The sequence below is a fragment of the Pseudomonas sp. BP01 genome (genome assembly GCF_022760795.1).
GTDB classification, from domain to species: domain Bacteria; phylum Pseudomonadota; class Gammaproteobacteria; order Pseudomonadales; family Pseudomonadaceae; genus Aquipseudomonas; species Aquipseudomonas putida_Q.
The window spans coordinates 189,116-205,410 of record NZ_JAFBKA010000006.1; the positions used below are offsets into that span (position 1 = coordinate 189,116).

The 16,295-nt window shown below is 62.5% G+C and carries 14 protein-coding genes; 7 read left to right on the forward strand and 7 right to left on the reverse strand.

Annotation, left to right across the window (positions count from 1 at the left end; all coding sequences use genetic code 11):
- Positions 1-30 precede the first annotated feature (30 nt).
- On the forward strand, positions 31-903 hold the full coding sequence (catR, locus tag JOY50_RS08015) for an HTH-type transcriptional regulator CatR (RefSeq protein WP_132841072.1): 873 nt from the start codon (positions 31-33) through the stop codon (positions 901-903).
- Positions 904-1,029: 126 nt separating this feature from the next.
- On the opposite strand, the gene JOY50_RS08020 is transcribed toward catR, so the two are convergent.
- Together JOY50_RS08020 and JOY50_RS08025 are read right to left on the reverse strand one after the other, a co-directional pair.
- Positions 1,030-2,433 (reverse strand): amino acid permease, encoded by a 1,404-nt coding sequence (locus JOY50_RS08020; protein ID WP_132841075.1) that lies wholly within the window; start codon positions 2,431-2,433, stop codon positions 1,030-1,032.
- 86 nt (positions 2,434-2,519) lie between these two features.
- Positions 2,520-3,551, reverse strand: a complete 1,032-nt coding sequence (locus tag JOY50_RS08025) for a histone deacetylase family protein (RefSeq protein WP_243055040.1) — start codon at positions 3,549-3,551, stop codon at positions 2,520-2,522.
- Positions 3,552-3,674: 123 nt separating this feature from the next.
- On the opposite strand from JOY50_RS08025, the gene JOY50_RS08030 reads away from it, so the two are divergent.
- Positions 3,675-4,157 carry an Lrp/AsnC family transcriptional regulator gene (locus tag JOY50_RS08030; protein WP_132841079.1) on the forward strand — a complete coding sequence of 161 codons (483 nt, stop codon included), beginning with the start codon at positions 3,675-3,677 and terminating at the stop codon, positions 4,155-4,157.
- A gap of 185 nt (positions 4,158-4,342) precedes the next feature.
- Here JOY50_RS08030 and JOY50_RS08035 read toward each other — a convergent pair whose 3' ends face one another.
- The gene (locus JOY50_RS08035) at positions 4,343-5,254 is read right to left on the reverse strand and encodes a LysR substrate-binding domain-containing protein (protein WP_243055041.1); all 912 of its coding nucleotides are present in this window, start codon (positions 5,252-5,254) and stop codon (positions 4,343-4,345) included.
- 97 nt (positions 5,255-5,351) lie between these two features.
- Here JOY50_RS08035 and JOY50_RS08040 point away from each other — a divergent pair, with 97 nt between their 5' ends.
- The 5 genes from JOY50_RS08040 (at position 5,352) to JOY50_RS08060 (ending at position 11,863) form a co-directional block, all read left to right on the forward strand.
- Entirely contained in the window at positions 5,352-6,443 is a 1,092-nt protein-coding gene (locus JOY50_RS08040; RefSeq protein ID WP_016499198.1) for a tartrate dehydrogenase, read from the forward strand.
- Positions 6,444-6,637: 194 nt separating this feature from the next.
- Positions 6,638-8,236: a BCCT family transporter gene (locus tag JOY50_RS08045; RefSeq protein WP_310737970.1), complete on the forward strand. Its 1,599-nt coding sequence runs from the start codon at positions 6,638-6,640 to the stop codon at positions 8,234-8,236.
- A gap of 139 nt (positions 8,237-8,375) precedes the next feature.
- Positions 8,376-9,497: an aromatic ring-hydroxylating dioxygenase subunit alpha gene (locus tag JOY50_RS08050; protein WP_138736798.1), complete on the forward strand. Its 1,122-nt coding sequence runs from the start codon at positions 8,376-8,378 to the stop codon at positions 9,495-9,497.
- Positions 9,498-9,575: 78 nt separating this feature from the next.
- Positions 9,576-10,547: a PDR/VanB family oxidoreductase gene (locus tag JOY50_RS08055; RefSeq protein ID WP_138736799.1), complete on the forward strand. Its 972-nt coding sequence runs from the start codon at positions 9,576-9,578 to the stop codon at positions 10,545-10,547.
- Positions 10,548-10,783: 236 nt separating this feature from the next.
- A complete protein-coding gene (locus tag JOY50_RS08060; protein WP_132841095.1) occupies positions 10,784-11,863 on the forward strand; it encodes a helix-turn-helix transcriptional regulator in 1,080 nt (359 codons plus the stop codon).
- An 18-nt stretch (positions 11,864-11,881) separates the two neighbouring features.
- Here the strand turns inward: JOY50_RS08060 and JOY50_RS08065 are convergent, their stop codons facing one another.
- The 4 genes from JOY50_RS08065 to JOY50_RS08080 all read right to left on the reverse strand — a co-directional run bounded on the left by JOY50_RS08065 (position 11,882) and on the right by JOY50_RS08080 (position 16,256).
- The gene (locus JOY50_RS08065) at positions 11,882-12,715 is read right to left on the reverse strand and encodes a helix-turn-helix transcriptional regulator (protein WP_192902512.1); all 834 of its coding nucleotides are present in this window, start codon (positions 12,713-12,715) and stop codon (positions 11,882-11,884) included.
- A gap of 53 nt (positions 12,716-12,768) precedes the next feature.
- Entirely contained in the window at positions 12,769-14,181 is a 1,413-nt protein-coding gene (locus tag JOY50_RS08070) for an aminotransferase (RefSeq protein WP_243055043.1), read from the reverse strand.
- Between the two features lie 34 nt (positions 14,182-14,215).
- Positions 14,216-15,319, reverse strand: a complete 1,104-nt coding sequence (locus JOY50_RS08075; RefSeq protein WP_243055044.1) for a polyamine ABC transporter substrate-binding protein — start codon at positions 15,317-15,319, stop codon at positions 14,216-14,218.
- A 235-nt stretch (positions 15,320-15,554) separates the two neighbouring features.
- Positions 15,555-16,256 (reverse strand): NAD(P)H-dependent oxidoreductase, encoded by a 702-nt coding sequence (locus JOY50_RS08080; protein ID WP_138736802.1) that lies wholly within the window; start codon positions 16,254-16,256, stop codon positions 15,555-15,557.
- Positions 16,257-16,295 lie beyond the last annotated feature (39 nt).

Genomic DNA, 16,295 nt, shown 5'->3' on the forward strand with positions numbered 1-16,295 from the left:
ATGAATCTCCCACCATACCCTGGAGGTCTGATGGAGCTGCGCCACCTGCGTTACTTCAAGGTCTTGGCCGAGACCCTGAACTTCACCCGCGCCGCCGAGCTGCTGCACATTGCGCAACCCCCCTTGAGCCGGCAGATCAGCCAGCTGGAGGATCAGCTCGGCACCCTGCTGGTAGTGCGCGAACGCCCGCTGCGGCTGACCGAAGCCGGTCGCTTTTTTTACGAGCAGACCTGCACCGTGCTGCAGCAACTGCAGAACATCAGCGACAACACCCGCCGCATCGGCCAGGGCCAGCGCCAGTGGCTGGGCATCGGTTTTGCCCCCTCCACTCTGTACAACGTGCTGCCAGAGCTGATCCGCGAGCTGCGTCAAGACAGCGAGCTGGAACTGGGCCTGAGCGAGATGACCACGCTGCAGCAGGTGGAAGCTTTGAAAAGCGGGCGCATCGACATCGCCTTCGGGCGCATTCGCATCGACGATGCGGCCATTCACCAACAGGTACTGCTTGAAGACCCGCTGGTGGCCGTGCTGCCCAAGGGCCACCCGCTGGCGGGCAGCCCGCTCAGCCTCGCCCAGTTGGCTGGCGAGGCGTTCATCCTCTACCCGGCCAACCCCCGGCCCAGTTATGCCGACCACGTGCTGGCGCTGTTTGCTCAGCATGGCATGAGCATCCGCGTCAGCCAGTGGGCCAACGAACTGCAGACGGCCATCGGCCTGGTGGCCGTGGGCGTGGGGGTGACCCTGGTGCCAGCATCGGTACAACAGCAGCACCGCACCGATATCGAGTATGTCGGTTTGCTTGATAGCAGTGCCGTCAGCCCGATCATACTCAGCCGGCGCAAGGGTGATGTTAGCCCGATCGTGCAGCGGTGCCTGGGGTTGATCGCCCAGCAGGTCGGGTGAGCAAAACCAGAAGCCACGCGGTACCTGTGGGAGCGGCTTTAGCCGCGAACACCGGCGCAGCCGGTGCCATGCACCGCGTTGGGGCCTTCGCGGGTGAACCCGCTCCCACAGGGGTATGGCATTCGCTCAGGGGTGTGCTGCGCGACGGCGGTAGGCCAGCAGCAGGAACACGAACCACAACGGCATCACGCACAGCGCCAACCGGGTATCCGGCTGCAGCGCCAGCAGTACCAGCACAAAGCCGAGGAAACCCAGGGTGGTAATGGCCATCGGCACCCCGCCCGGCAACTTGAACACCGAAGCATCGTGCGCAGCCGGGTTGCGTTTGCGATAGGCAAGGTACGCAGCAAGGATCATCGACCAGGTAAAGATCACCAGGATTGCCGACACGGTCGAAATCAGCGTGAACACCGTCATCACCTCGGGGATGATGAACAGCAGGCTCAACCCGATCAGCATGCACACGCCGGAAAACACCAGGCTGTACACCGGCACGCTCAGTGCCGAAAGCCTGGCGAACAGGGCCGGTGCGTTACGCCGCTCGGCCAGCCCGAATAGCATCCGGCAGCCCGAGTAGACACCGCTGTTGGCCGATGAGGCTGCCGAGGTCAGCACCACGAAGTTGATCATGCCGGCCGCCGCGGGGAAGCCGGCCAGCAGGAACAGCTCGACGAAGGGGCTGCGGTTGGCCGGCACCTCGGCCCACGACACCACGCTGATAATGCACACCAGCGCCAGGATGTAGAACAGCAGAATGCGCAAGGGGATGGTGTTGATGGCCTTGGGCAGCGAGCGATGAGGGTTCTTCGCCTCTGCCGCAGTGGTGCCGATCAGTTCGGTACCGGCAAAGGAAAACACGGCAATCTGGAACCCGGCAAAGAAACCGCTGATGCCATGGGGCAGCACCGCACCCGGCGCGACCACGTTGGACAGCGAAGCAACCACGCCATTGGGTGAGGTATAGGAAGTGGCGATCATCACCGCCGCGGTGATGATCAACAGCACGATGGCGACGATCTTGATGATGCCGAACCAGAACTCCACCTCGCCAAAAATCCGCACCGCCAGCATGTTTAGCCCCAGCAGCACGAACAGGGTGAAGAACGCGGGTAGCCAGGCCGGTGCATCGGGGTACCAGTACTGGAAGAACCCGGCCACCACCACCACGTCACCCACCACCGCCACGCTCCAGCTCAGCCAGTACGACCAGCTCAGCACAAAGCCGGCGCGCGGGCCCAGGTAATGGGCAACGATATCGGCGAACGACTTGAAGCGCAGGTCGGACAACAGCAGCTCGCCCATGGCGCGCATGACAAAGAACACGAAGAACCCGAGGATGGCGTAAACCAGCAGGATCGAGGTGCCAGACAGCGCGATCACCTTGCCCGAGCCCATGAACAGGCCGGTGCCAATGGCGCCGCCTATGGAAATCAGCTGGATGTGGCGGTTTTCCAGCGTGCGTTGCAGGTGCCCGTCACGGTCGGGCGTTACCGGTTTGCTTTGCTCAAGGCTTGCGGGCATGTCTTGCATGGCGACCTCTTCTTATTGTTGGCCTGTCACATGTCGCTGTGCCGTGGCGAGGCCCAGTACAGGCCTCGTCACGGCTGGTAACGGGGTTAGCGAGCGTTCTCAAAACCTTGCAGGGTGTTCACTGCGTTGATGCCGATTTCGTCGACCATGTAACCGCCTTCCATCACGAACAGGGTCGGGATACCGGCGCTGGCGATCTCGGCACCCATGCGCAGGAAGTCTTCGCTGGTGAGCTTGAAGTGGCTGATCGGGTCATCCTCGAAGGTGTCGACCCCCAGCGACACAACCAAGAACTGCGGCCTGTGCGCGACAATGCGCTTGAGTGCATCCTGCAAAGCCGGCTGGTACTGGGCCCAGCGCGTGCCCTTGCCCATCGGGTAGTTGGCGTTGAAACCCTCGCCAGCGCCTGCGCCTTGTTCATGGGAGTAGCCGGAAAAGTACGGGTAGGACACGTGCGGGTCGCCATGCAGGGAGGCGAAAAACACATCGGGGCGATCGTAAAAGATGTTCTGTGTGCCGTTGCCGTGGTGGAAATCAACATCCAGCACAGCCACGCGTTTGGCGCCCTGGCTCAGGCAGCGCTCGGCGGCGATGGCGGCGTTGTTCAGGTAGCAGTAGCCTCCCATGTATTCCCGCGCTGCATGGTGCCCCGGTGGGCGGCACAGGGCGAAGGCACTGTCGGCACCGTCGATGATGCGCTGCATGCCGGTCAAGGCAACGTTGGCGCTGCTGCGCACCGCCTCCCAGGTGCCGGCAGTGATCGGCGCGCCAGCGTCCATGGCATAAAAGCCCAGCTTGCCGTCGATGAAGCCGGGCTCACGGTCGATGGCCAGGTCGCGCACTGGCCACACCAGTGGCAGTGCATCGTGGGTCTTGCCGGTGGCGGCCCATTCCTGCCAGGCATTTTCCAGGAAGCTTACATAGCGCTCGCTGTGCGCCGCCACGTAGCAGCCACGGTCGAAGGCCTGTTCGGCAATGACATCGCCAAGGCCGGTGCTGTGCACCCGGGCCAGCACGGTGTCGGCACGCTGGGGGTTTTCGAACGATGGCGTAATGGCGCCGTCCTTGAGTTCCGAGCCATGGTGCAAGCGGTGGTTGTTGCTAAAGACTGTCAGCACACGAATGTCCTTTTTCAAGGGGTTACCGGATAACCAATTTTCGCGACAGAGCGGTGAAAATGCTTTGCTTTATGCTCAACCAAACCGGATTCTTGCGCAAAGTATTCACAAGGTTGACCACCTATGAGCAAAGCCTTTGCTATCGAACAACTGGACGACACCGACCGCGAGCTGCTGCGCCTTTTGCAGGAGGACGGCACCCTGTCGAGCGCTGCGCTGGGCGAGCGCCTGTCGCTGACCGTGACGCCCTGCTGGCGCAGGCGCAAACGGCTGGAAGAGCTGGGCATCATCAAGGATTACCAGGCCAACCTCGACCGCAGGAAGCTGGGCTACGACGTGATGGCGTTTGCCCAGGTGCGCTTTGGCAACCATTCGGCCAACGCACCGGATGAGTTCGAGCAGGTGATATTGAAACTGCCGCAGGTGCTGTCCTGCCACAAGGTGACCGGCGAGGCTGATTATGTGCTGACGGTGTTGGCGAATGACCTGGAGAGTTATGGGCGATTCGTAGAGGAGGTGCTACGCCGTCAGCCAGGCATTGCCTCGATCCAGTCGAGCCTGGCGCTGCGCGAAGTGAAGGCGGTTTCCCGAATACCCGTGCCCTGAAGGCCTTTACCCAACCTGCTTTTGACTTTTGTGGGAGCGTCCTTGTGTCGCGATAGAGCTGCGGAGCAGCCCCGGGATTTCAGCAGAGGCGCAGAAATTGCTGGGGCTGCTTTGCAGCCCTATCGCGACACAAGGCCGCTCCCACAAAAAAATCAAAAGCAGACCGGGCATGGTTTGGGTCCGGCCTACCCCGGCAAGCTGTAGCGCTCGGCAAAGTACTGGCGGAAAAAATCCACCGCCACCCGCACCTTGGCCGAGCGGGCCAGCGGCGAGGTATAAACCGCCCAGATGTCCGCCGGCTGATGATAGGCCTCTAGCACCTGTACCAGGCGCCCGTCCTGCAGGCTGTCGTGCACGTCCCACCATGACCGCAGCAGTATCCCGCGCCCGTCCAGGCACCACTGGTGCGCCACTTCGCCATGGTTGGTCGACAGGCCGCCGGTCACCCGCACGCTTTCTTCACCCTGCGGCCCCATCAGTTGCCACACCCCGAACGGGTGGTCGCGCTCCTTGATCACCAGGCAGTCGTGGCTGCCCAGGTCGCCCAGCACCTTGGGCGTACCGCGCCGCACCAGGTACGCCGGCGCTGCGCACAGTACCCGGCGGTTGCGTGCCAACGGCTTGGCGATCAGGTTGGGGGCAATGGCGTTGCCCACGCGGATATCCAGGTCGACACCTTCGGCAATCAGGTCCACCAGGCGGTCGTGCACATCCAGGCGAATGTCCAGCCGCGGGTAGCGCTCGGCCAGCTCCGACAAGGCCGGCGCCACGAAGCGCCGGCCCAGCCCCAGGCTGCTGGCAATGCGCAACTGCCCGGCCGGCTCGCGGTGCTGGGCACTGATGTCATCGCCCATGCGCTGCACGGCGTCGAATATCTGCAACGCCCATTGATACACCCGCTCGCCCTCCTCGCTCACCGTCACCCGCCGGGTGGTGCGGTGCAACAGGCGCACTTCCAGGGTTTGCTCAAGCATGCGAATGCGCTTGCTGATATACGCCGCCGACATCCCCAGCTCATCGGCCACAGCCGCAAAGCTGGCGCGCTTGGCCACTTGCAGGAAGATGTTGAGGTCGTCGAGGCTGGGCAGATTATTCACGTATCGTGTTCCAAGAATCCATGATTGGCCAGATTATCTCCGAGCCAAGCCCTTATAGCATGACCAGCACCTGTTCCCCAGACAAAGAGTGCACCCCATGAGCAAGACCTTCAGAATCGCGGCAATCCCAGGTGACGGCATCGGCAACGAAGTACTGCCCGAAGGCATTCGCGTCGTCGAGGCCGCCGCGCGCAAGCACGGCCTGGACATCAGCTTCGAGTTCTTCGAATGGGCCAGCTGCGATTATTACCTGGCCCACGGCAAGATGATGCCGGATGACTGGTTCGAACAGCTCAAGGGTTTCGACGCCCTGTACTTCGGTGCTGTAGGTTGGCCAGACAAGGTGCCGGACCATATCTCGCTGTGGGGTTCGCTGCTCAAGTTCCGCCGCGACTTCGACCAGTACGTCAACATCCGCCCGGTGCGCCTGTTCCCCGGCGTACCCTGCCCGCTGGCTGGTCGTGAACCCGGCGACATCGACTTCGTGGTCATCCGCGAAAACACCGAAGGCGAGTACTCGTCGCTGGGCGGGCGCATGTTCGAAGGCACCGAGAACGAGTTCGTGCTGCAGGAATCGGTGTTCACCCGCCGTGGCGTCGACCGCATTCTCAAGTACGCCTTCGAAGTGGCCCAGACCCGCGAGCGCAAGCACGTCACCTCGGCCACCAAGTCCAACGGCATGGCCGTGAGCATGCCGTACTGGGACGAACGCACCGCCGCAATGGCAGCCAATTATCCGGAAATCAGCTGGGACAAGCAGCACATTGATATCCTCTGCGCCCGCTTCGTACTGCAACCAGACCGCTTCGATGTGGTCGTGGCCTCGAACCTGTTCGGCGACATCCTGTCCGACCTCGGCCCGGCCTGCGCCGGCACCATCGGCATCGCGCCATCGGCCAACCTGAACCCCGAGCGCAAGTTCCCGTCGCTGTTCGAGCCGGTGCACGGCTCGGCGCCAGACATCTACGGCAAGAATATCGCCAACCCGATCGCGATGATCTGGTCCGGTGCGCTGATGCTCGATTTCCTCGGCAACGAAGGCACCGACCCACGCTACCGCGCTGCCCACGACGACATCCTCAAAGCCATTGAGCAGGTCATCGCCGCCGGTGACGTAACCCGCGACATGGGTGGCCAGCAGTCTACCCAGCAAGTGGGCCAGGCCATCACCGCGCTGATCGAAGCCTGATGCACCCAGGGCCGATTGTCAGAAGTGTCTGACAATCGGCCCTTTGCCTCTTGCGAGCGGCGTGGATTGTATGCAAAATCTGTTAACCATTAGATATTGGTTAACTGGTAGTTAACAGCCAAGGAAGGAGTGGTACCGCAACACCCCGGATGCCTGCCGGGTATAACAAGTACGCCAACGTCCAGGAGACGATGATGTCGCACAAGAATAAAAAGATTGATGTGTTCCTGATTACCGTGAGCCTGATCGCCGTACTGCTCACCGTGATCGGCCTTGCAGCCTTCCCCGCCCAGGCTGAAAGTGCCGCCAACCAGTTGTTCGAGCTGTCCACCCGCACCTTCGGTACCAGCGTGCAGGTGCTGGTGTTCGCCAGTACCCTGGCAGTGCTGTACCTGGCCTTCAGCAAGTACGGCAACATCCGCCTGGGCAGTGGCAAGCCTGAATACGCCACCGCCACCTGGGTGTTCATGTTCATCTGCGCCGGCATGGGTTCGTCGACCCTCTACTGGGGCGTGATGGAATGGGCCTACTACTACCAGACCCCGGGCCTGAACATCGCCGCGGCCACCCCCAAGGCACTCGAGTACAGCGTGGGCTACTCGTTCTTCCACTGGGGTATCAGCGCTTGGTCGATCTACGCCCTGGCCTCGCTGGCCATGGCCTACCACTTCCATGTACGCAAGAAGAGCGGCCTGAACCTGGCTTCGGTTATCGAAGCGGTGACAGGTTTCAATGCTACCGGGCCGGTGGGCCGTACCGTCGACCTGATCTTTTTGCTGACCATGATGGGCGCACTGACCGTGTCGCTGGCCCTCACCGCCTCTACCCTGACGCGCGGCCTGCATGACCTGACCGGCACCCCGGATACCTTCACCGTGCAATTGATGGTGATCGGCGGCGTGGCGGTGATGTTCTCGCTCAGCTCCTACATCGGTATCGATGGTGGCCTGCAGCGCCTGAGCAAGATGGTGTGCATCGGCGCGCTGGTGTTTGCCGCGGTTGTGCTGTTGGTGGGCCCGACCCAGTTCACCCTCAACAACACTGCCAACTCGATTGGCCTGATGATCCAGAACTACGTGCACATGAGCCTGTTCACCGACCCGGCGGGCGACGGTGCCTTTACCCGCAACTGGACGGTGTTCTACTGGCTGTGGTGGGTGTCCTACGCCCCGGGCGTGGCCATGTTCGTTACCCGCGTTTCGCGCGGCCGGCAGATCAAGGAAGTGGTCCTGGCCCTGCTGATGGGGGGCAGCTTCGGTTGCTGGTTCTTCTTCGGCGCGCTGGAAAGCTACAGCATGCACCAGTTCATCACCGGCGCGGTGGATGTACCGAAAATGCTCGCCGAACAAGGCGGCGAATCGGCCGTGACGCACCTGCTGCTGGCCTTGCCGTGGGGCCAGGTGTTCCTCGGTGTGTACCTGTTCATCATGGCCATCTTCTGTGCTTCGCACATGGATGCCGCGGCCTACGCGGTGGCCGCCACCAGCACCCGCAACCTGCGTGAAGGTGACGACCCAACGCCAACCCACCGCCTGTTCTGGTGCGTGGTGCTGACCCTGGTGCCACTGGCCATGCTGTTCGCCAAGGCCTCGCTGTCGACCATGAAGACCGCCGTGGTACTCACCGCAATCCCGTTCATGGTGATTCTGCTGGTGAAGATCTATGGCTTCTTCAAGTGGATGATCGCCGACTACGGCCAGGTACCGGCCCACGTCATCGAAGAAGAGGCTGCACGGATGGCCGGTGAAGCCCCGGCCGAACACGCCCCGCGCAGCGCTGCTGCCGTGCACTGATTAACCGTGCAGGAGCGAGCTTGCTCGCGATGGGCTGCAAAGCAGCCCCCTTGATCACTGCAAATTTTTTTGCCTGATCTGTTAACCAACAGATACGCGTTAACCAACAACTATAAACCGAGCTTGTGAGAAACCTGTCATGAACGACTTCAAACGCCTGCCCGCCGATTTCTGCGCGAACGCCGACGAGGCCTTCACCATCCCGGCCAACTTCTACACCAAGGCCGCGGTGTTCGAACACGAGAAAGAAGCCATCTTCGCCCGCAGCTGGATCTGCGTGGGCCACCGCAGCGAAGTGGCAGACAACAATGCCTACATCACCCGCGACGTGATTGGCGAAAGCATTATCGTCGTGCGCGGCCGTGATAGCGTGCTGCGTGCGTTCTACAACGTCTGCCCGCACCGTGGCCACCAGTTGCTCAGCGGCAGCGGCAAGGCCAAGAACGTCATCACCTGCCCGTACCATGCCTGGACCTTCAAGCTCGACGGCGAACTGGCCCACGCCCGCAACTGCGACAACGTGGTCAATTTCGACAAAGAGAATTCCACCCTGGTGCAGCTGCGCGTCGAGGAATACGCCGGCTTCATCTTCATCAACATGGACATGGACGCGGGCTCCGTCGAAGACCAGCTGCCAGGCATGCAAGCACGCATGCGCGAAGCCTGCGCGGTAATCGACGACCTGCACCTGGCGGCGCGCTTCGTCAGCGACACCCCGGCCAACTGGAAGTCGATCGTCGACAACTACCTGGAGTGCTACCACTGCGCCCCGGCCCACCCAGGCTTCTCCGACTCGGTCGACGTCGGCCAGTACAGCCACACCATGCACGGTAACTGGACCCTGCAATACGGCCTGGCCAAGCCTTCGGAGCAGTCGTTCAAGTTCGACGAAAACGTGAAAGACCCGTCGTTCGCCGGCTTCTGGGCCTGGCCGTGCACCATGTTCAACGTGCCGCCAGGGTCCAACTTCATGACCGTGATCTACGAGTTCCCGGTCGATGCCGAAACCACCCTGCAGCACTACGACATCTACTTCCTCAACAAGGACATCACCGAGGAGCAGCAGAAGCTGATCGACTGGTACCGCGAAGTGTTCCGCCCAGAAGACCTGCGCCTGGTCGAAAGCGTGCAGAAGGGCCTGAAGTCGCGTGGCTACCGTGGCCAGGGCCGCATCATGGCCGACCGCGAGCGCAGTGGCATGAGCGAGCACGGCATTGCCCACTTCCACAACCTGATCGCCGTGGCCCACCTCGACGATTGATGGCAACCGCTCCACGTTTATTTGCACGTAAAGGCGCGCGGCAGGGCCTGCCGCGCGCCCAGGCAGTCGAGGTGAACCATGGCCAACACTTATGAAATGTTCAACGTACGCGTTACCGACGTGGAACACGCCACGCCGCTGATCAAGCGCTTTACCCTGGCCCGCGAAGACGGCGCGGCGATGCCCGCTTTCACCGGCGGCAGCCACGTCATCGTGCAGATGCAAGGCGCTGACGGCAGGCAGTTCAGCAACGCCTATTCGTTGATGAGCGACCCGCGCGACACCCGCAGCTACCAGATCGGCGTGCGCCTGGAAGAACAGTCCAAAGGCGGCTCGGCGTTCATGCACCAGCAGGTAGAAGTCGGCACCCGCCTGACCATCTCCTCGCCCAACAACCTGTTCGCCCTCGACCCCTCGGCAGGCCGTCACGTCCTGATTGCCGGCGGCATCGGCATCACCCCGTTCCTGGCCCAACTGCATGAGCTGGAAGGTAGCAGCACCGATTACGAGCTGCACTATGCCTTCCGCGCCCCAGAGCACGGCGCGTTCCAGGACCAGTTGGCCAATGGCCCGCATGCCGCCAACACGCAGTTCTACATCGACAGCCTCGACCGCAAGCTTGACCTGGCCGCCCTGTGCGCGGGGCTGGACGAGCAAGCGCACTTGTACGTGTGCGGCCCCAAACCGCTGATCGACGCAGTCATCGCCTGCGCCGCCAAGGCCGGCATTGCCGAGCAGCGCGTGCATTGGGAACAGTTTGCCGCCACCCCGGTCACCGGCAGTGCCTTTACCGTAGTGTTGGCGCAATCGGGCGTGGAACTGCAGGTGGAAGAAGGCATGACCATTCTGCAGGCCATCGAGAAGTCCAAGGCTGCCAAGGTCGAGTGCCTGTGCCGTGAAGGCGTGTGCGGTACCTGCGAGACGGCCATCCTCGAGGGTGAAGCCGAGCATTACGACCAGTACTTGAGCGACCAAGAAAAAGCCGCCCAGCAGAGCATCATGCTGTGCGTCTCGCGCGCCCGCACGGCGCGGCTGGTGCTGGACCTTTAACAACCGCCCGGCTGATGTTGCCTGTACTGGCCTCATCGCCGGCAAGCCAGCTCCCACATGGACCGCATCGCCCTCCAGCCATGTCAATACCTGTGGGAGCTGGCTTGCCGGCGATGAGGCCAGTGCAGGCAGCACAAGGCCATTCCCCCCAAAAGAGGCAGCGTGAGACCGTCAACCAAAAGTTGACAGCTTGGGTATACTGGCAGGCTCTTGGCCCAGATCAGGACACCCTGCCGATGTTGGAAAACAGCTTCGCCTTCCGCCTCAAGGAACTGCTCGAGCATCACAAGCTGACCCTGCAAGCCGTGGGCACGGCCTTGGGTATTTCGCGCACCGCCGTGCACAAGTGGACCCGCGGCGGCGAGATCGACTACGACAACCTGCGCAAGCTGGCCGACTTCCTCAAGGTCAACTGGATCTGGCTGCGCTATGGCGACGAAGCACTGCAGAACATCCAGCAACCGCAGGTGGTCGAGCTGCCGATGACCGACGTGCGCCGGCGCCTGACCGCCGAGATCATGGAAAGCGAAACGCGTATGAAGCTGGCCCAGGAAGGCGCACGCATCGTTACCTGGGAATGGAACCTGATCAGCGACGAAGTCACCTACTCGCCCAACGTCGAGCAGGTCTATGGCTGGCCGGTCCACCACAACGAAGACTTCTGGAGGCACCTGCCCGACGAAGACGTGCAGCGCATGCAGGTGATGTACGCCGACGCGGTGGCCGACGGCAGTGGCTGTGAATGCGACTTCCGCATCACCCGCCCGGACGGTGAAGTGCGCTGGATTTCTTCCCGCGCCACAGTGGTGCGCGACAGCGCCGGGCGCTCGGTAAAGATGGTTGGCATCAGCATGGACAACACCGAACGCCAGGTGGCCCAGCAGGCGCTCAGCCAGAGCGAGGAACGCTTCCGGGCGATCTTCGAGCTGGCCTGGGGTGCCCTGGCCTACATCGACCCGGACGGCACATGGCAGCGGGTCAACAACAGCCTGTGCGAGTTGCTGGGCTACAGCGCCGATGAACTCTACGGCATGACCTTCCAGCAGATCACCCACGCCGACGACCTGGCGCAGAACCTGCAGCTGCTGCAACGCATGCTGGCCGGCGCAACCGAGCGCTACGAAGTGGAAAAACGCGTGCGCCACAAGAACGGCGAGTACATCTGGGTACGCGCCCGCACCTCGCTGCAGCGCCGGGACAACGGCGAACCGGAACACCTGATCAGCGTGTTCGAAGACATCAGCGCCGAGCGCCAGGAGCATGAACGGCTACAGGCGCACATCGCCGCCCTGGAGGCCCGCCTGGCGGCTTCGTGAGCAGGCTTACGCGAAACGTCACGGTCCCGATTGATCGCCGCGGAGCCAGTCGATAAACCGTGCAAACAACTCGGACTGCGAGTTGATCTCCAGCTTCAGGTACAGGTTCTTGCGGTGCATGCGTACCGTCTCCGGTGAGATGCCCAGCTCCAGCGCGGTCGACTTCACCGAGTGCCCGCGCAGGATCATGTGGGCCACCTCCCGCTCACGGTCGGTCAGCACCTGGCAACCAAAGCTGTCGAACGCTGCCTGCAGGCTGCCGTGTTCGGCCGATGCTGCGCCGGGCTCCAGGTTATGCCGGGCATAACGCCCCAAAAGTTCCCGCACCATGGGCTCCAGCGCCCGCAGCAAGTCGACCTGCCCGGCACTCAGAGGCGTGCCGCTGCAACCCTGGAACAGGCTCAGCGACAACTTGCGGCCTGCGCTGAGGTCGACGATGTAGTAGCTGTCTTCGCTGCAACCGGTGCCCAGGTAATAGGCCTTGTAGTAGTCGCTGTCGAAGAAGTTGTCGGGGGCGATTTCCTGCAGGTGGTAAAAGCCTTCGGCCAGGCCGCTTTGCACCGCCAGGCAGAATGGGTCGAGCAAGTAGCCGGCACTGAAATAACGCTCAAGCACCGCGGCGCGGTGCAGCTCGGGAATGCCCTGCTGGTAGAGCAGTTGCGGCGCGCGCCCCTGGCACTCAAGGCTGATCATCATCGATTCAACCTGCACCAGCTGGCCGATGGCAGCGGCCACATACTCCAGCGCCTCGGGCGTTTCGCTATGGGCCAGCGCACGCTGCAGCGCCGCATGCCATTGCTGCAGCGCGCCCATTGTCAGGGTAAGCGGGGTGTCGGGAGTGGCCTGGGTCATGCCCGGCAGTCTAGCCTGCCAGGCACGCCCGCGCACAGCCCTTTGCGCCAGGTTCATCGGCCCTGATACAGGCCAAGCGCCGTGAGTTCACGCGCGGTTTCGATGATGCACTGGCGCAAGGTCTCGACGATCTCGTCCACCTGCGCATGGGTGACGATCAGCGGTGGCGACATCACGTTCAGGTGCATGATCGGGCGCACCAGCAACCCGCGGGCCTGGGCCTTGCTGTGGATGCGCTCACCGATGTTCACCTCATCCGGGAACAGCGCCTTGCTGGCCTTGTCGGCCACGAACTCAACGCAGGCCATCAGCTTCATGCAACGCACATCACCCACCAGCGGCAACTCGCGCAGGCTTTGCAGGCGCTGCTCCAGGTAGCCACCCACGTCCTTGACGTGATCGAGCAGTTGCTCGCGCTCGATGATCTCGATGTTCTTCAGCGCCGCTGTACAGCACACCGGGTGACCACTGTAGGTAAAGCCATGGGTGAAGCAGCGGCCCTTGCCCGGCTCGGCAATCACTTCCCAGATACCCTCGGAGAAGATACACGCGCCCAGCGGCAGGTAGGCCGAGGTCAGGCCCTTGGCGGTGGTGATGATGTCGGGGGTGACGCCAAACAGTTCTTCGCTGGCGAAGAAAGTGCCCAGGCGCCCGAATGAGGTCACCACTTCGTCGGCGACAAAGAGGATGTCGTAGGTCTGGCACAGTTGCCACATACGCTGGAAGTAGCCCTCGGGCGGAATGATCACCCCGCCCGAGCCCATGATCGGCTCGGCGAAGAACGCCGCCACGTTGTCGGCACCCAGCGACAGGATCTTGTCCTCGAACTCGGCCACCAGGTAGTCGAGGAATTCGGCCTCGTCCATGTCGTGCGGGGCGCGGTACGGGTTGGGGTTGGAGACGTGGTGGATCAGGTCGTGGTGATAATCGAACTCCGGCACCCGGTCGGCGGCCTTGTTGCCGATCGACATGGTCAGGGTGGTGGAGCCGTGGTAGGCGTTATAGCGGGCGATGATGTGCTTCTTGTGCGGTTTGCCGCGGCAGTTCTGGTAGTACTGGATCAGCCGGTAGGCGGTGTCGACGGCAGTCGAGCCGCCGGTGGTGAGGAACACATGGTTCAGATCGCCCGGTGCCAGCTGCGCAAGCTTCTGGCACAGTTCGATGGCCACGTCGTTGGCCATGTCGGAGAACGGGTTGGAATACGCCAGCTGGCGCACCTGGTCGGCGATGGCCAGGGCCATTTCCTCGCGGCCCAGGCCGATGTTGGTGCACCACATGCCGCCGACGGCATCGAGGAAGCGGTTGCCATGGGTGTCACGAATGTAGGCGCCCTCGCCGGCGACGATGTTCAGCGCGCCTTGCTCGCGGTGCTCGTCGAACACATGGTAGCCGTGCATGTAGTGGGCCTTGTCGGCCTCCACCAACGGGTCGTGGGCGATAGCGAATGCTTTGCTTGGGGTGGCCATGGGCAGCTCCTTGGCGGGAATCGTTGGGCAGTGTTCAGAAACCGGTCTTGACCGTGCTCCAGACCCGGGTGATGGCGCGCATGTCCTTGGGGCTCTGGGTTTTCTGCGCGAACAGGCGCTCACGGGTTTGTGCGTCGGGGTAGATGGCCGGGTCCTGGCGGATGTCGTCACGCACCAGCGCGGTGGCGGCGGCGTTGCTGTTGGCGTAGTGGATGTAGTCAGTGACCTTGGCCATGGTCTGCGGCTGCAGCAGGAACTCGATGAAGCGGTGGGCGTTGGCCGCGTGCGGCGCATCCTTGGGGATGTACAGGTTGTCGAACCAGATCAGCGAACCTTCCTGGGGGATGAAGAACGACAGCTTGATGTCTTTCTTAGCCTCCACCGCACGGGCCTGGGCGGTGGCATAGTCGCCGGACCAGGTCAGCGCCAGGCACACCTCGCCATTGGGCAGGCTGGTGAGGTAGTTGACCGAGTCAAACTTGCGAATGTAGGGGCGGATGCCCAGCAGCAGTTGTTCTGCTGCCTTGAGGTCGGCGGGCGACGCGCTGCGCGGGTCCTTGCCCAGGTACTGCAGGGCCAGCGGGATGACCTCGGTGGGTGCGTCCATCAGGGTGACGCCACAGTCGGCGAAGCGCGAGACGACCTTGGGGTCGAATAGCATCGCCAGTGAACCGATCGGCGCGTCGGGCATGCGCGCGGTGATCTTGTCGACGTTGTAGGTTACCCCCGAGCTGCCCCATGTATAGGGCGCCGAGTATTTCAGGCCAGGGTCGTAACCCTGCAGGTTGTTGACCACTTGCGGGTCAAGGTTTTGCCAGCTGGGCAGTTGCTGCTTGTCCAGCGCCTGGAACACGCCGGCGCTGATCAGTGGGGGAACCAGGGAGGCGTTGAGCATGACCAGGTCGTAGCCGGAGCGGCCGGTAAGCAGTTTGGTCTGCACCGTTTCGTAGCCGTCGAAGGTGTCGTAGATGACCTTGATGCCGGTGGCCTTCTCGAAATCGGCCAGGGTGGTTTCGCCGATGTAGTCGGTCCAGTTGTACAACCGTAACGTGTTGGCGCTGTCCACCTCTGCCGCCTGGGCCAGGCTGGCACCAGACGCCAGCAGCAGACCTCCAATCACCTTCAGTACCTTGCGCATGGCAACTCCATCGTGTGAATGCTCAGGAACGAGCCGATGGGTTCACTATCGAGGGATTTGCCCAGGGGCAACATACCCCGAATGTGTGGGTGGTCGTTTTTGGGCAGGTAAGTCTTGTAACAAGGCAACTGGCCTCATCGCCGGCAAGCCAGCTCCCACAGGGAAACCACAGTCCTGAGGCCTCGTGGTGTCCCTGTGGGAGCTGGCTTGCCGGCGATGAGGCCAGTACAGGCGATCACACCAGTGGGTACAACGCCTCATCGAACTGGGCCAGACGCGGGAACACCAATGGCTGGTCGTCCGCAAGCTGCTCCAGGCGCTGCCGGTATTGCTGCAAAAAATCTTGCCGCGCCTCGGCGCTGATGTAAGGCACATGCCAGGCCACGAACGGCGGCAGCACCTCAAGCCCCACATAAGCCAGCGTGCCTCGCAGTATTGGCCGCAGCATGTCTTCCAGCGGGCCATGAATCGCCCCTTCGCCAAACATGTGCTCGCGCCCGCCCAGGGTCACGGTCACCAGCGCCTTCTTGCCCGCCAACCCGCCCTGGTCGTAGAAACGCTTGCCGCCATAGCACACCCCCGACACCAACACCCGGTCGATCCAGCCCTTGAGCATGGCAGGTGCCGAGAACCAGAAGATCGGGAAGTTCAGCACCAGCAAGTCGGCCCACAACAACTTGTCCAGCTCCTGCTGGATATCCTCGGCAATGGCGCCGCGCTTGACCCCTTGGCGCTGCTCCAGGGCATACACCAGGTACTCGGGGTTCTCACGCTGGGTGAAGTCATCGGCACTGGCCACCGGGTTCCAGCCCATGGCGTACAGGTCGCTGACCTGCACCTGGTGGCCCTGGGCGCGGAAAGTTTCCACGGCCTGGTCCCGCAGGGCTGCGGTGAACGATTGCGGCTCGGGGTGAGCGTGGACGATCAGTACATTCACAAACATTCTCCTTACACAAAACAGATTGTCTTGCAGCGG

What these genes read in the sequence shown, in the direction of transcription:
- JOY50_RS08075 (WP_243055044.1), bottom strand. Translation starts at nt 15,319, where the DNA reads ATGCGCAAGGTACTGAAGGTGATTGGAGGTCTGCTGCTGGCGTCTGGT.
- JOY50_RS08045 (WP_310737970.1), top strand. Translation starts at nt 6,638, where the DNA reads ATGTCGCACAAGAATAAAAAGATTGATGTGTTCCTGATTACCGTGAGC.
- catR (WP_132841072.1), top strand. Translation starts at nt 31, where the DNA reads ATGGAGCTGCGCCACCTGCGTTACTTCAAGGTCTTGGCCGAGACCCTG.
- JOY50_RS08060 (WP_132841095.1), top strand. Translation starts at nt 10,784, where the DNA reads ATGTTGGAAAACAGCTTCGCCTTCCGCCTCAAGGAACTGCTCGAGCAT.
- JOY50_RS08055 (WP_138736799.1), top strand. Translation starts at nt 9,576, where the DNA reads ATGGCCAACACTTATGAAATGTTCAACGTACGCGTTACCGACGTGGAA.
- JOY50_RS08070 (WP_243055043.1), bottom strand. Translation starts at nt 14,181, where the DNA reads ATGGCCACCCCAAGCAAAGCATTCGCTATCGCCCACGACCCGTTGGTG.
- JOY50_RS08050 (WP_138736798.1), top strand. Translation starts at nt 8,376, where the DNA reads ATGAACGACTTCAAACGCCTGCCCGCCGATTTCTGCGCGAACGCCGAC.
- JOY50_RS08020 (WP_132841075.1), bottom strand. Translation starts at nt 2,433, where the DNA reads ATGCAAGACATGCCCGCAAGCCTTGAGCAAAGCAAACCGGTAACGCCC.
- JOY50_RS08065 (WP_192902512.1), bottom strand. Translation starts at nt 12,715, where the DNA reads ATGACCCAGGCCACTCCCGACACCCCGCTTACCCTGACAATGGGCGCG.
- JOY50_RS08030 (WP_132841079.1), top strand. Translation starts at nt 3,675, where the DNA reads ATGAGCAAAGCCTTTGCTATCGAACAACTGGACGACACCGACCGCGAG.
- JOY50_RS08040 (WP_016499198.1), top strand. Translation starts at nt 5,352, where the DNA reads ATGAGCAAGACCTTCAGAATCGCGGCAATCCCAGGTGACGGCATCGGC.